14 protein-coding genes are annotated in these 14,152 nt (G+C 71.3%); 3 read left to right on the forward strand and 11 right to left on the reverse strand.

What is annotated here, in order from left to right; genetic code table 11:
• Positions 1–14: 14 nt before the first annotated feature.
• From ACZ7PG_RS05220 to ACZ7PG_RS05245, 6 genes are read right to left on the reverse strand one after another with little or no spacing between them, the layout of a single operon-like run.
• Positions 15–923 (reverse strand): hydroxymethylglutaryl-CoA lyase, encoded by a 909-nt coding sequence (locus tag ACZ7PG_RS05220; RefSeq protein ID WP_470237831.1) that lies wholly within the window; start codon positions 921–923, stop codon positions 15–17.
• A complete protein-coding gene (locus ACZ7PG_RS05225) occupies positions 920–2,125 on the reverse strand; it encodes an acetyl-CoA hydrolase/transferase family protein (RefSeq protein ID WP_470237832.1) in 1,206 nt (401 codons plus the stop codon). The genes ACZ7PG_RS05220 and ACZ7PG_RS05225 overlap by 4 nt, the downstream gene beginning before the upstream one ends.
• Positions 2,122–3,297, reverse strand: coding sequence for a thiolase family protein (locus ACZ7PG_RS05230; RefSeq protein ID WP_470237833.1), 1,176 nt, complete (start codon positions 3,295–3,297; stop codon positions 2,122–2,124). Before ACZ7PG_RS05230 ends, ACZ7PG_RS05225 begins: the two co-directional genes overlap by 4 nt.
• On the reverse strand, positions 3,297–4,031 hold the full coding sequence (locus tag ACZ7PG_RS05235; RefSeq protein WP_470237834.1) for an SDR family NAD(P)-dependent oxidoreductase: 735 nt from the start codon (positions 4,029–4,031) through the stop codon (positions 3,297–3,299). The genes ACZ7PG_RS05230 and ACZ7PG_RS05235 overlap by 1 nt, the downstream gene beginning before the upstream one ends.
• On the reverse strand, positions 4,031–5,197 hold the full coding sequence (locus ACZ7PG_RS05240; protein ID WP_470237835.1) for an acyl-CoA dehydrogenase family protein: 1,167 nt from the start codon (positions 5,195–5,197) through the stop codon (positions 4,031–4,033). The genes ACZ7PG_RS05235 and ACZ7PG_RS05240 overlap by 1 nt, the downstream gene beginning before the upstream one ends.
• A gap of 58 nt (positions 5,198–5,255) precedes the next feature.
• On the reverse strand, positions 5,256–6,272 hold the full coding sequence (locus ACZ7PG_RS05245) for an acyl-CoA dehydrogenase family protein (protein WP_470237836.1): 1,017 nt from the start codon (positions 6,270–6,272) through the stop codon (positions 5,256–5,258).
• A 110-nt stretch (positions 6,273–6,382) separates the two neighbouring features.
• On the opposite strand from ACZ7PG_RS05245, the gene ACZ7PG_RS05250 reads away from it, so the two are divergent.
• Positions 6,383–7,159 carry a FadR/GntR family transcriptional regulator gene (locus ACZ7PG_RS05250; RefSeq protein WP_470237837.1) on the forward strand — a complete coding sequence of 259 codons (777 nt, stop codon included), beginning with the start codon at positions 6,383–6,385 and terminating at the stop codon, positions 7,157–7,159.
• Between the two features lie 48 nt (positions 7,160–7,207).
• Here the strand turns inward: ACZ7PG_RS05250 and ACZ7PG_RS05255 are convergent, their stop codons facing one another.
• The 4 genes from ACZ7PG_RS05255 to ACZ7PG_RS05270 all read right to left on the reverse strand — a co-directional run bounded on the left by ACZ7PG_RS05255 (position 7,208) and on the right by ACZ7PG_RS05270 (position 11,647).
• Complete coding sequence (locus ACZ7PG_RS05255) at positions 7,208–8,110, reverse strand: IS3 family transposase (RefSeq protein WP_470237838.1); 903 nt, start codon at positions 8,108–8,110, stop codon at positions 7,208–7,210.
• Entirely contained in the window at positions 8,088–8,378 is a 291-nt protein-coding gene (locus ACZ7PG_RS05260; RefSeq protein ID WP_470237839.1) for a transposase, read from the reverse strand. Before ACZ7PG_RS05260 ends, ACZ7PG_RS05255 begins: the two co-directional genes overlap by 23 nt.
• Before the next feature lie 208 nt (positions 8,379–8,586).
• Positions 8,587–10,476 carry an AMP-binding protein gene (locus ACZ7PG_RS05265; protein ID WP_470237840.1) on the reverse strand — a complete coding sequence of 630 codons (1,890 nt, stop codon included), beginning with the start codon at positions 10,474–10,476 and terminating at the stop codon, positions 8,587–8,589.
• A gap of 1 nt (position 10,477) precedes the next feature.
• Complete coding sequence (locus tag ACZ7PG_RS05270) at positions 10,478–11,647, reverse strand: acyl-CoA dehydrogenase family protein (RefSeq protein ID WP_470237841.1); 1,170 nt, start codon at positions 11,645–11,647, stop codon at positions 10,478–10,480.
• A 63-nt stretch (positions 11,648–11,710) separates the two neighbouring features.
• On the opposite strand from ACZ7PG_RS05270, the gene ACZ7PG_RS05275 reads away from it, so the two are divergent.
• Both ACZ7PG_RS05275 and ACZ7PG_RS05280 read left to right on the forward strand, forming a co-directional pair.
• On the forward strand, positions 11,711–12,136 hold the full coding sequence (locus tag ACZ7PG_RS05275; RefSeq protein WP_470237842.1) for an FAS1-like dehydratase domain-containing protein: 426 nt from the start codon (positions 11,711–11,713) through the stop codon (positions 12,134–12,136).
• Positions 12,133–12,543: a MaoC/PaaZ C-terminal domain-containing protein gene (locus ACZ7PG_RS05280; RefSeq protein ID WP_470237843.1), complete on the forward strand. Its 411-nt coding sequence runs from the start codon at positions 12,133–12,135 to the stop codon at positions 12,541–12,543. Before ACZ7PG_RS05275 ends, ACZ7PG_RS05280 begins: the two co-directional genes overlap by 4 nt.
• On the opposite strand, the gene ACZ7PG_RS05285 is transcribed toward ACZ7PG_RS05280, so the two are convergent.
• Positions 12,527–14,146 (reverse strand): AMP-binding protein, encoded by a 1,620-nt coding sequence (locus tag ACZ7PG_RS05285; protein ID WP_470237844.1) that lies wholly within the window; start codon positions 14,144–14,146, stop codon positions 12,527–12,529. The genes ACZ7PG_RS05280 and ACZ7PG_RS05285 overlap by 17 nt on opposite strands.
• Positions 14,147–14,152 lie beyond the last annotated feature (6 nt).

Consider the following 14,152-nt stretch of genomic DNA (forward strand, 5'->3'; position numbering starts at 1 on the left):
GGGGGTTTCCTCTCTCAGTTCCAGTTGACGGGGCCGGCGACGATCGAGTGGCTGGTGAGCTTGCGGCCCAGGACGTCCTGCGCGGCCCGCGCGGCGTCGATGAGGCCGGGCAGCGACAGGCCGGTCGCCACGCCCATCTCGTGGAACATGCTCACCAGGTCCTCGGTCGCGATGTTGCCGGTGGAGCCGGGCGGGACCGGGCAGCCGCCCAGTTCGCCGAAGCTCGACTCGAAGCTCGCGCACCCGGCTTCGAGGGCCGCGTAGGCGTTGGCCAGGCCCTGCCCGCGGGTGTTGTGGAAGTGCGCGGTGACCTCGACGCCGGGCAGCCGGTCCAGCGCCGCGGTGAAGAACTCCGAGACGTAGGCGGGGTTCGCCATGCCGGTCGTGTCGCCGAAGCCGATCTCGGTGGCGCCCGCCGCGGCGAACCGTTCGGCGAGGCCCAGCACGCGGTCCAGCTCCACCTTGCCCTCGTAGGGGCAGCCGAAGGACGTCGCGATGACGGCCGCGCAGTCCAGGCCCTCGGCGCGGATCCGCGCGGCCATCTTGTCGTTGTCGGCCATCGTCTCGGCGACCGTGCGGTTGACGTTCTTCTTGTTGTGCGTCTCCGAAGCGGACACGAAGAGAGCGGCCTCGTGGAACTTCTCGCGCACCTTCAGCGCGTTGTCCAGGCCGCGGCTGTTGGGGATCAGCACCATCAGCCGCACGTCGGCCGGGACGTCGATCCGGTTCAGGACCTCGACGCCGTCGGCCAGCTGCGGGATGACGTCGGGTCGCACGAAGCTGGCGACCTCGATGCGCTTCAGGCCGGTGCGGCCGAGTGCGTCGATCAGGCGCACCTTCTCGCCGGTCGGGATGTGCTCGGGTTCGTTCTGGAACCCGTCGCGCGGCCCGACTTCACGGACCCGCACGCTGTCCGGCCTCATTTCTTCCCCTTCAGCAGGTCTTCGCGGAACTCGGGCGCCGCGATCGCGGCCAGCCGCTTCGTCCGCTCGGTCAGGTCACGGCCGCGCAGGTGCGCGACGCCGTACTCGGTCACGACGTGGTCCACATCGGACCGTCCGGTGGTGACCGGGCCGTGCAGGCGCGGGACGATCGTGGAGTGCTCACCCGAGCGGGCGCGCACGGTGATGATCGAACGCGCGGCCGCGCGGGAGAAGTCGGCTTGCCCGCCGACGGCTCCGATGTGGACACCGCGGCGGAGCTCGGCGCCCACCTGCCCGGTCAGGTCGACCTCGATCGCCGAGTTGACCGAGACGAACGCGCGCAGCCGGGCCAGGATGTGCGGGGCGTGGGTGTAGCTCGCGGGCCGGAACTCGACCGGCAGCTCGGGCAGGCGCTCGTAGAGCTCGGTGCTGCCCAGCGCCGCGCCGGTGACGATCACGCCGCGGTCGATCTCCTTGCGGGCGCCGGTGAGCACGCCCTTCTCGACGAGCCGCAGCACGCCGTCGGAGATCATCCCGGAGTGCACGCCGAGGTCCTGGTGCCCGGCCAGCGCGTCGAGCACGGCGGTGGGCAGCGACCCGACGCCCAGCTGCAGGGTGTCGCCGTCCTCGACCAGCTCGGCCACGTGCCGAGCGATGGCCAGCTCGACGTCGTCGGCCGCGCGGATCGGGGCCTCGGCCAGGGGCCGGTCGGTCTCGACGACGGCGGCGAACCGGCTCAGCGGGATGCGCGGGGTCCCGGTGGTCGCCGGCATCCGCCGGTTGACCTCGGCGATCAGCACCGGCGTGTGCGCGAGGGCATCGGCGATGTAGTCCACGCCGACGCCGAGCGAGCACGTCCCGCCGGCGTCCGGCGAGGACACCTGCACGAACCCGACGTCGGACGGCAGGGCGCCTTCGGCGAACAGGCTCGGCAGGGCCGAGTAGTGGCAGGGGACGACGTCGAGCCGGCCGGCCTTGCTGAGCTTCCGCAGGTCGCCGAGTGCGCCGTAGGACGACAGCGTGACGCTCTCCGGCAGGTGCCGCGTCAGGCGTTCGTCCCAGCTGAGGCCGCAGAACGCCCGCACGTGGCCGAGCGCGTCCGCCTGGTCGAGCAGGGCGTGCACGAGCGGCGTCGGCTCGGCGCTCGCCTGGCTCCACCAGACGCCGTCGCCGGGCCGGACGAAGGCGCCCAGGTCGATCATGCGCCGATCCGCTGGATCAGCGTCGCGGTGCCGAGCCCGCCGCCGCAGCACATCGTGACGAGGCCGAACTCGGCGTCCCGGCGTTCCAGCTCCGCGACGAGCGTGGCCGTCAGCCGGGCGCCGGTCGCCCCGACGGCGTGGCCGAGGGCGATGGCACCGCCGTTGACGTTGACGCGGTCCATGTCCGGCTTGAGCTCGCGCTCCCAGGCCAGGACGACGGAGCTGAACGCTTCGTTGACCTCGAACAGATCGATGTCGCCGACGGCCATGCCGTTGCGGTCCAGCAGCTTGCGCGTGGCCGGGATCGGCCCGGTGAGCATGATGACCGGGTCCACGCCGACCGTGAGCTGGTCGACGATCCGGGCCCGCACGCGCAGGCCGTGTTGCCCGGCGGCGTCGCGGGAGGCCAGCAGGACCGCGGCGGCGCCGTCGGAGATCGGGGACGAGCTGCCCGCCGTGATCCGGCCGTTCTCCTTGCGGAAAGCGGGTTTCAGGCCGGCCAGGGTCTCGGTGGTGGTGCCGGGTCGGACGCACTGGTCGCCGCGGCGGACCTCCCCGGCCAGGTCGAGCGGGATCATTTCGGCGTCGAACCGGCCGGCTTCCCCGGCTTCGGTGGCCAGCCGGTGGGACCGGGCGGCGAACTCGTCCAGTTCGGACCGCCCGAGGTCCCAGCGGTCCGCGATCAGCTCGGCGCTTTCGCCTTGGTGCACGAAGGAGTACCGCTCGCGCAGCTCCGCCGGCCACGGGTCGCCGTAGAGCTCCTGGAGCTTCACCGGCGAGTCGATGGGCACGTGGCCCATGTGCTCGACGCCGCCCGCGATGACGACGTCGTGCGTCCCGGTGCCGACCAGCCCGGCCGCCATCTCGATGGCCGTCTGCGCGGAACCGCACCGGCGGTCGAGCGTCACGGCCGGGACCTCGGGCGGGTAGCCGGCCTGCAGCCAGGCGTTGCGGCCGATGTTGCGCGACTGCTCGCCGAAGGGCGCGGTGCAGCCGATCACGAGGTCCTCGACGACGTCCGGCGCGATCCCGCCCCGGGTCAGCAGCTCGGTGTAGCAGGCGCCCAGGATCGCGTTCGGGTGCGTGTCGCGGTACCAGCCGCGCTCGGGGTGGGACTTCCCGATCGGCGTCCGCACCGCTTCGGCGATGACGACTTCCCGTCCGTGGCGCATCAGATCACCGTCCCGCCGTCGACCGGCAGCACCTGGCCGGTGATGTACCCGGCGGCGTCGGAGGCGAAGAACACGAAGCTGCCGGCGATCTCGTCCGGCTCGGCCCAGCGGCCGAGCGGGATGCGGGCGAGGGTCTTCGCCGCGAGCTTCTCGTTGCCGCGGATGTTCTCGGTCATCGCCGTCGCGGCCAGCGGCGCGAGGGCGTTCACGGTCACCTTGCGGCGGGCCAGCTCCTTGGCCAGAGACTTCGTGAAGCCGATGATCCCGGCCTTCGCGGCGCCGTAGTTGGCCTGCCCGATGGTGCCGGTCAGGCCGGCGGCCGAGGTGACGTTGATGACCCGGCCGGTCCCGTCGTCCGGCAGGTACGGCAGGACCGCCTTGCTGCAGACGAAGCTCCCGACGACGTGGATGTCGAGGATCCGCCGGAACGCCTCCTCGGTGAGGTCGGGGAACATCGCCGGGGCGATCGCGCCCGCGTTGTTGACCAGGATGTGCACGGTCCCGTCCGCCAGGGCCGCCGCCTGGCGGGCCGCGTCGGCCGCGGCTCGCGCGTCACGGACGTCGAGGGCGCAGTACTCCGCGCCGATGGCTTCCGCGGTCGTCTTGGCCGCCCGCTCGTCGATGTCGGTGACGAGGACCTTCGCGCCGGCGCCGGCGAACGCTTTCGCCACGGCGGCACCGATTCCGCCGCCGGCCCCGGTGACCAGGGCGGCGCGGCCGTCGAGTCGGAACATCAGTAACTCCTGGGGAGGCCGAGGACGTGCGAGCCGAGGTAGTTGAGGACCATCTCCTGGCTCAGCGGGGCGATCTTGAGCAGCCGGGCTTCCCGGAAGTACCGCGCGACGTGGTACTCCTCGGAGTAGCCCATGCCGCCGTGGGTCTGCAGGGCGCGGTCGGCGGCCTGGAACCCGGCGTCGGCGCAGAGGTACTTGGCCGTGTTCGCCTCGCGGCCGCACGGTTTGCCGTTGTCGTAGAGCCAGGTCGCCTTGCGCAGCGCCAGTTCGGCGGCGTCGAGCCGGGCGAGCGAGTCGGCCAGGGGGAACTGCAGGCCCTGGTTCATCCCGATCGGCCGGCCGAACACCTCGCGCTCGTTGCCGTAGCGGACCGCGCGTTTCAGCGCGGCCCGGCCGAGGCCGAGCGCTTCGGCGGCGACGAGCATCCGTTCGGGGTTGAGGCCGTCGAGGATGTACTTGAAGCCCTCGCCCTCTTCGCCGACGCGGTCTTCGACGGGGACGCGCAGGTCGTCGATGAACAGCTCGTTCGACGTCACGGCGTTGCGGCCCATCTTGCGGATCGGCCGGATGTCGACGTGCGCGCGGTCGAGGTCGGTGAGGAACAGCGTGAGCCCGTCGGTCTTCTTCCCGACGTCCTCGAGCTTCGTGGTCCGGGTCAGCAGCAGGATCTTTTCGGACTCCATCGCCTTGGAGATCCAGACCTTGCGGCCGTTGACGACGTAGTGGTCGCCGTCGCGGCGGGCGAACGTCGTGATCCGCGTGGTGTCGAGGCCGGCTTCGGGTTCGGTGACGCCGAAGCAGACGTGCAGGTCGCCGGTCACGATCCGGGGCAGCGTCCGGCGTTTCAGCTCTTCCGAGCCGTGCACGATCACCGGGTGCATGCCGAAGATCGACAGGTGCATCGAGCTCGCGGCGTTCATCCCGCCACCGGACGCCGAGACTTCTTCCAGCAGCAGCGACGCTTCGGTGATGCCGAAGCCGTGGCCGCCGTACTCCTCCGGCGTGGTGATCCCGAGCCAGCCGCCCTGGGCGAAGGCGTCGTAGAACTCCCTCGGGAACTCGTGGGCCTCGTCCTTGGCGAGCCAGTAGTCGTCGTCGAACTTGCCCGCCAGCTCGGCCACCGCCGTGCGGATCGTGGTCTGGTCCTCGGTCAGCTCAAAGTCCACAGCAAGTCTCCCGCTACTCCTTGTATGGACCGACTATACAAAAGGACTGACCAAATAGCTAGGCCACCGGAACCAGCGGAAGGGCGGCGGCGAGCCGTTCGTTCCAGACGTCGGGACCACCGAACAGGCGGTTGTTCAGCTTGGCGCGCTTGTAGAACAGCTGCAGGTCGTGCTCCCACGTGTAGCCGATCGCGCCGTGGACGGTGAGCGCGCTGTCGGCGACGCGCTCCGCGGCCGCGCAGACCTGGGCTTTGGCCGCGGCCGCGTGCAGGACGGCGTCTTCGTGAGCGGCTTCGACGGACGCGGCGGCGTAGTAGACGAGCGAGCGCGCGGCCTCGACGTCCACCAGCATGGTCGCGGCGGCGTGCTTGACCGCCTGGAACGAGCCGATCGGGACGCCGAACTGGTGTCGCTGCTTGCTGTATTCGACGGCGAGGCCGAGCATCCGTTCCGCCGCGCCGAGGCTGTCGGCGGCGACGAGCACCGCGGCCCTCAAAGCCGCCTGACGCCGCAATTCCCGCGCACCGGAGGCAACCACCGTCTCCCTCGCCGTCACCGTCAGGTCGGCGACCGACCGGCTGCGGTCCAGGAGTTTCCGGGGCACGGCCGAAGCTTCGGCGAGCAGCATCCGGTCGCCGTCCGGAACCAGGAACCGGCGCGCCCGATCGCCGGCGAGGACGTACCGCCCTTCCCCGCCGTCGACGTCCGGCGGGCGATCGGCACCCGTGGCGAGGACGGCGAATTCGCCGCCCTCCAGGGAAGCGGCCGCCAGTTCCGGCTTTCCGGACAAAAAGGGTGCCGCCAGGACGGCGGCCAGCCAGGCGGCCGACGGCGCCGCGGACCGGCCCAGCTCTTCGGCGGCGAGCGCGAGCTCCACCAGGCCGCCGCCCTGGCCACCGTTTTCTTCCGCCGTGCCGACGGTGAACCAGCCTTCTTCGACGAACCGCCGTTCGAACGGGGTGGGATCGCCGGCCTCCAGCCAGCTCCGCACCCGGTCCGCCGGGGCGAACCGGCCCAGCCAGCCTTTGAAGGAGTCCCGGAACAGTTCCTGGTCCTCGGTCAGGGTCCACCGCATGCCCGCGCCTCCCGGAGTCCGGTGCCGTTTGATGCTTCACTGCATCGCGGACGATACCGCCGAAATGGTAACTTAGGTCAGACCGTTAGACCACTTGTTGGGAGAACCACATGACGGGCGCTCGCGCGCAGGAGCCGAAGACCGTCCGATCGTCGGTCCGGCTCCCTCCGATGGAGGTGCCGAAGGCCTCCGACGTGCTCGCGAACGAACTTCGCGAGCGCATCCTGACCGGCGAGTACCCGGAGGGCACCGCCTTGCCCCCGGAGCGCGAGCTGGTCGTCCAGACCGCGATGAGCCGCACCACGGTGCGGGAAGCGTTGCGCATCCTCGAGGTCCAGGGCCTGGTCCGGATCAAGACCGGCCGGGCGGGCGGCGCGTTCGTCCAGCGGCCGGGGCAGGACTCCGTGGCGTCGTCGGTCAGCCTGCTGATCCGCGGTCAGCAGATCCGGCTGGCCGACCTGCTGGAGACCCGCGAGGCGATCGAGCCGTTCTGCGCCCGGCTGGCGGCCCGCAACCGCACGGACGCGGACCTGGACCGGCTGGAGGCGGCGAACACGGCGATCGCGGACTCGTCCAGCAGCCTGGCGCAGTTCCTGCAGGCCAATGTGGACTGGCACGTCGGAGTGGCGACGGCCGGCCACAACGAGCTGCTGACCGGGTTGATGACCGCGTTGTCCCGCGCCATCTACGCGGCGACGGAGAACGAGGAGTTCGTCGACGCGGAGGTCCGCAAGACGACGGTCCGCGCCCACCGCTCGATCACCGACGCGATCCGCGCCCAGGACCCCGACGCGGCCGTCCGCCGCATGGGCCGCCACGTCCACGCATACGCCGAAGCAGTCCTGCAGGTAGACGAACGCACAGAAATCCTCGTCGAAGACTCGTGACCCACGGGGCATCACGTGGAGTTGCCCCGGTGAGGCGGACACGGGGTATTAGGCAGCTGGGGCTTGAGCGTAGTAGACGGTTCGGGCTTCGACCGGGGTGTTCTGGCCGATGGTGGAGTGCAGCCTCTTGTGGTTGTAGTAGCCCAGATAGGCGAACACGTCCTGGCGGGCCTGGGCGCGGGTGCGCCAGATCGTGGCGCCGATCTCGGTCTTCAACGTCGCGAAGAACGCCTCGGCCACCGCGTTGTCGTAACACGATCCGACCCGCCCCACCGAAGGCCGGATCCGGCGCTCAACCAGGGCGGCCCGGAACTGTCCCGAGGTGTACTGAACCCCGCGGTCGGAGTGAAACACCGCATCGGGCTGGATGAGGCCGCGGGCGGTCGCGAGGTCGATCGCCTGGCAGACCAGGTCGGTGCGCATGTGGTCGGCCATGGCATGCCCGACGACCTCGCGGGTGTGCAAGTCGATGACAGTGGCCAGATAGAGCCAGCCTTCGAAGGTGGGCAGGCAGGTGATATCCCCGACCAGGCGCCGGCCCGGCGCGGTCGCGGTGAAGTCGCGGCGGATCAGATCACCGCCCGGTGCCACCGGGCTGGCCGCGGGGCGGGTCAGGGTGCGGCGTTTGCGGCGGGTGAGCCCGGCCAGGCCGTGCTCGCGCATCAGCCGCTCGACCCGCTTGTGGTTCACCAGGTGGCCGCGGCGGTGCAGCTCCGCAGTGATCCGCGGGACGCCGTAGGCACCACGATGTTCGGCGTGGATCCGGGTGATCAGTGCGACCAGCTTGGCCTCCGCTTCCGCTGACGCGGCCCGGGCTGTTTCGGCGGCGACCCACTCGTGGAAGCCCTGCCGGCGCAGCCCCAGGACCTGGCACAACCCTGCACACCGAACTCGGTGCGGTGTTCGGAGATGAACCGATAGCGGTAGGTCATCGATCCATCTCGCGCGCAAAATAGGCGGCTGCTTTGCGCAGGATCTCCTTCTCTTTCTCCAGCTCAGCGACTCGTTTGCGCAACCGCTGCAGTTCCTGGGCCTCAGCCGGGTCCTCTGCCGGCGGCCCGGCCTCGGCGGCCTGGTTGGCGGTGTTCACCCAGGAGCGCAGGGTCTCGTGGTTGATGCCGAGTTCCCGGGCGATCTGCCGCAGCGGCCGGTCACTCGAGTTGGCCAGCTCGATCGCGTCGCGGCGGAACTGCTCCGGATATTTCGACCTGTGAGGCACCAGGACATCCTCCCTCCAGACCACTGTCTGGAATCAAGGTGTCCGGCCCCAGGGGGAACCCCACACGCGTGATTGAGCAGGCATCACGCGTGATCAGACGGGCATCACACGTGATTGAGCGGGCATCACGCCGATGCCCCGCCAATCACGCGTGATGCCCCTCCAGACACGCGTGATGCCCCTCCAGACACGGGTGATGCCCCTCCAGTCACGCGTGATGCCTGTCGGCGACTGCGGCGCGGATTGCGTCCAGGGCTTCGGGGTTCTCCGCGCCGGACAGGTCTCCCGGGTCCTGGCCGAGCGCGGCCGCGCGGACCGCGCGGCGCAGGATCTTCGCCGAACGGGTCTTGGGCAGTTGCGTCACCTGCCGGACGAGGCTCGGCGCGAAGGGCTTGCCGACTTCGGCCGCGACCAGGTCGCGCAGCTCCGCCGAGACGTCGTCGGCGACCGGCGCGCCGGTGCGCGGCACCCAGAACGCCCAGACGGTCTCGCCCTTCTTCGGGTCCGGGACGCCGACCGCCGCGGCCTCCGCGACGGCCGGGTGTGCCGTCAGGACCGCCTCCACCTCGGCCGGGGCCAGGCGCTTGCCCGCGATGTTCATGACGTCGTCGGACCGCCCGCGCAGGAACCACTGGCCGTCGGCGTCGACGATCGCGTGGTCGCCGTGGCGCCACATCCCGGGGAACGTCGACCAGTACGCCTCGCGGTAGCGCTCGTCGTCCTTCCACACCCCGCGCGTCATCGCCGGCCACGGCTGGCGGCACACCAGCTCGCCGACCTCGCCGCGGACCGGGCGCCCGGCGTCGTCGACGACGTCGACGTCCATGCCCAGCGACGGGCCGCCCAGCGAGCAGCTGCGGATCGGCTCGACCGGGTACGGCGCCAGGAACGAGCCGCCGACCTCGGTGCCGCCGGAGAAGTTGATGATCGGGACGCGGCCGCCGAAGACCTCCGCGGCCAGCCAGTCGTACGAGTCCGGGTCCCACGGCTCGCCGGTCGAGCCCAGCGTGCGCACCGAGGACAGGTCGAACGACTCCGGCGACGACGTGCGCAGCGTCCGGATCAGCGTCGGCGACACCCCGAGCATCGTGACGCGGTGGCGTTCGGCCAGGCGCCACAACCGGTCCAGGTCCGGCACGTCCGGGGATCCCTCGTACAGCACCAGGGTCGCGCCGTTGGCGTGCGTGCCGAAGATCGACAGCGGGCCCATGATCCAGCCCATGTCGGTGATCCAGCAGAAGACGCCGTCCGCGCCGACGTCGAACGAGTACGCGACTTCACTGGCCGTCTTCACGAGGAACCCGGCGTGCGTGTGCACCGCGCCCTTGGGCTTGCAGGTGGTCCCGGAGGTGTAGGCGAGCAGCAGCGTGTCCGTCGCGGCCATCGGTTCCGCCGCGACCGGCTCGCCCTCGGGCAGCCCCCAGCCGGGCTCTCCCACCACGACGACGTGCCGCACCGACGGGCACGACCGCAAAGCCTCGTCCAGCAACGGTTTCATCGCGACTTCCCGGCGACGGCGCACCGTCCCCTCCGCGACGATCACCGCCTTCGCGTCGGCGTCCCGCAGCCGGGCGGCGACGGCGGCGGGCGCGAACCCGGAGAACAGCGGCACCAGCACGGCACCCACCCGCGCCACGGCGTAACAGGCGACGACGGCCTCGGGGATCATCGGCAGGAACAGCCCGACGGCGTCGCCGCGGCCGATTCCCAGCGCCCGCAGCCCGGCCGCCACCCGCGCGACCTCCGCACCCAGCTCGGCGAAGGTCGACGTCCGGACGGTGCCGTCCTCGGCTTCGTGCACCACCGCGGTCCGGTCGGGGGCCGAGGCCACCCAGCGGTCCAGGCAGGCTTCGGCGATGTTCAGCTCGCCGCCGGCGAACCAGTCCGGGTATTCGATCCCCCGCGAGAGGTCGACGACCCGGTCGTACGGCTTGCGGAACGGCAGCCCCAGGTCCCGCACGACCGCGTCCCAGTACCAGCCGATGTCGGCCACCGAGGCCGCGCGCAGCTCGGCGATCGAGGCCAGGCCGTGCGCCCGCCCGAGCCGGGTGACGTTGGCCTGCTCGACGTGCTCGTCGGTCGGCGTCCAGGTGTACACGTCAGCTCCTCGGCAGGCCGAGCATGCGCTCGGCGACGATGTTGCGCTGGATGAAGGTCGACCCGCCGGCGATCGCCGTGCCGCGGGCCTGGTAGGCCAGCCGCAGCCAGCGCGCGTCCGGCTCTTCGTCGAGGCCGAGCTGCCCGCCCAGCGGCTCGAGCGACAGCCGGAAGTCGGCCAGGTCCTCGACCAGCGGGCAGAAGTACAGCTTCCCGATCGACGTCACCGGCCCCGGCGGTGCGCCTTCGCTGGCTTGGGTGATGACGCGCTGGCCGATCAGGTAGTGCGTCAGCGCGCGGCCGTAGAGGTCCGCGACGCGCTGGCGGATCCGCGGGTCCGTCCCCAGTGGACGGCCGTCCGGCCCGGTCCGGCCCGCGATGTCGGTGATGATGTCTTCCACCGCGCGTTTGGTGTTGACGCGGCCGGTGGCGATGGCGACCCGTTCGTGACCCAGCGTCCCCATCGCGACGCGCCAGCCGCCGTCCACCTCCCCCACGACCAGGTCGTCCGGCACGAAGACGTCGTCGAGGAAGACCTCGTTGAACTCGGCCTCGCCGAGCATGTGCGCGAGCGGCCGGACCGTGACACCGGGGCTGTCCATCGGCAGCAGGAAGTACGTGATGCCCTTGTGCCGCGGGCCGCCGCCGGTGCGGGCCAGGAGGATCGCGTGCGACGCGAGCTGGGCGCGGCTGGTCCAGATCTTCTGGCCCTGGATCCGCCAGCCGCCGTCGGCCTTCGTGGCCTTGGTGCGCAGGGACGCCAGATCGGACCCCGCGTCGGGTTCGGAGAACAGCTGGCACCAGATCTCGGCGCCGGTGAGGATCGGCCGGAGGAACCGCTCCTTCTGCGCGTCCGTGCCGAAGCCGGCGATGGTCGGGCCGGCGAAGTCCTCGCCGATGATGTTGAGCCGCTCCGGCGCGCCCGCGCGGTCGGTCTCCTCGGTGAAGATCGCGCGCAGCTTCTCGTCCGCACCTTGGCCGCCGTACTCCTTCGGCCACGACAGCCCGGCGTACCCGGCGTCGACCAGGAGGGTCTGCCACTGCCGCCAGAACGGCAGCTTGCCTTCGAGGTCCGGCGGCTCCGGCCAGGGCAGGAGCGGCAGCGCGTCCGCGAGCCACTTCCTGATCTCGGCCCGGAACCGGGCCTCCGCCGGTGAGTCCGCGAGATCCATCAGCACTCCTTCGTGATTCTACGGTCCGATGTTAATATAGGTCAGACCAAAACGGGAGGGCTTGTGACACCGGACTTCGTCGACGAGGTCACCTTCGACGTCGAGCAGGGCAAGATCCTGGAGTTCGCCCGCGCGACGTTCGCCGAAGACCCCGTCCACGTCAGCGAAGCGGCGGCGCGGGACGCGGGTTTCGCGCGAGTGCCGGCGACGCCGACCCACGTCGTGGTCGCCGGGCACCACCGCGACCAGCGCGGCTTCGTCGACAAGCTCGGACTGGCGTTCGAACGCGTCGTGGTCGGTTCCGTCAAGTGGACCTACCGCCGTCCGCTGCTCGCCGGCGACCGGCTGCACGGCGTCCGCCGCGTCACCGGCGACCGGCGCAAGGGCGCGCTGCGGATCGTGACCCTGGAGACCGACTACGTCGACGCGGCGGGCGAGAGTGTCGTCCTGGTGCGGGAAACCCTGATCGAGCGAGGAGCGGACGCATGAGGACACCGGTGCGGGTCACGGTCGGCGAGCGGGTGCCGGCCCGCGAGATCGGCCCGGTGACCCAGACCGACGTCGTCCGGTTCGCGGGCGCGGGCGGCGACTTCAACCCCCTGCACCACGACCCCGCCTTCGCCGAGGCGGCCGGGTTTCCCGGCGTGCTCGCCATGGGCCAGCTGCACGCCGGGATGCTCGCGGCGTGGCTGAGCGACTGGGCGGGCGTGGAGCACGTGCGCGAACTGGAGGTGCGGTTCGTGGCGCCGGTCTTCCTCGGCGACGTCCTGCGGTTCACCGGCGAGGTGACCACTGTGGACGGTGACCGCGCCGAACTGGAGCTGGTCGCGGCCCGCGGCGGCGAGCCCGTGATCCGGGCCCGCGCCGCGGTCGCCACCCTCACGCCGGGAGCTTGACCTTCTCGGCGATGTCCGCGCGCAGCACGTGCTTCTGGATCTTGCCGGTCGCGGTCATCGGGAGCCGCTCGACCACTTCCAGCCGTTCCGGGAGCTTCTGGATCGCCAGGTCCTGCCCCAGCAGGAACGCCTTGAGCTCGTCGAGCGTGACCACCCGGCCCGGCCGCGGCACCAGGTAGCAGCAGATCCGCTCCCCCAGCCGCTCGTCCGGCATGCCGACGACCGCGACCGCCGCGACGGCGGGGTGCCCGGCCAGCAGGTCCTCGATCTGCCGGACGCTGATGTTCATCCCGCCGCGGATCACGATGTCCTTGAGCCGCCCGGTGACGCGCACATAGCCGTCGGCGTCCATCACCCCGAGGTCGCCCGAGCGGGAAAAGCCGTCGGGCGTGGCCAGCGCGGCGGTCTCGGCGGGGTTGCCGAGGTAGCCGAGCATGTGCGTCGGGCCGCGGTAGGCGATGTCGCCTTCGGTGCCACGCGGTACTTCTTCGCCCAGTTCATCGACGATCTTCACCGCGCTGCCCGGCAGCGCCCGGCCGTCGGACGTCACCGGCCGCGCCGGGTCGTCGTCGACCGTGCACGTCGTCGTGGTCAGGTTCTCGGAACGGCCGTAGAGGCTGAGGACGCGGCAGTCCGGCAGCAGCCGCCGCGCGCGTTCGACGAAGGTGCCCGGGATCGGCGAGCCGGCGGCGACCCAGAGCCGCATGCTGCCGGCGTCGTGCTCGGCCGGGTCGTAGACGTCCATCAGCATCTGCAGGAACGTCGTCGCGGTCACCGCCGCGGTGCAGCCGAACCGGCGGATGTGCTCCGCGCCGGCGCGGGGCTCCCAAGCCGCCATGAGGTGCGAGCCGGCGCCGTGCAGCAGCGGCAGGAAGACGCTGGTGACCAGGCCGGTCGTGTGGGTGATCGGCGACGGGCCGAACTGGACGTCGTCCGCGGTGTAGCCGAACGCCTTCGCCAGCAGCCGGGACCCGCAGGCCATGGTGTTGAACGTGTGGACGCAGCCCTTGGGGCGCGACGTCGTCCCGGAGCTGTAGACGATGACGAAGGGGGCGTCGGGGTCCGCGGCGGGGCGGAGCTCGGCCGCCGCCTCGTCCGGGTCGACGTCGGCGAACAGCGACTCGAACGGGGTCCCGCCCGACCCGCGGACCACGACCACCCGCTCGAGGTCGAGCGAGCGGTACATGCCGGCGTAGTCGAACGCCTTGAACGTCTCGGCGGTGATCGCCATCCGCGCACCGGCGTTCTGAGCGATGAAGCCGACTTCGTCGCGCCGGTAGATCGGCATGATCGGCACCATGATCGCGCCGAGGCGCGAGAGCGCCGCCGCGGCCTGCACGAGCTCGACCCAGTTCGGCAGCTGGACGCAGACGCGGTCCCCCGCGCGGACACCCTGGCGCCGCAGGCCGATCGCGAGCCGCAGCACGCTGTCCCGCATCCCCTTGAACGTCAGGGATTCCGTGTCGTCGGTCAGGAAGACCTTGTCCGGACGCTCGGCCGCCTGCGCGTCCAGCAGGTCGGCGAGGGTGTCCCGGCGCCAGCGGCCGGTCGCGTAGTACTGCCGGATTTCTTCGGCGGAGTAGCGGTCGTGGACCGTCATCATCGGCGA

Source organism: Amycolatopsis sp. NPDC114504, from assembly GCF_055633595.1.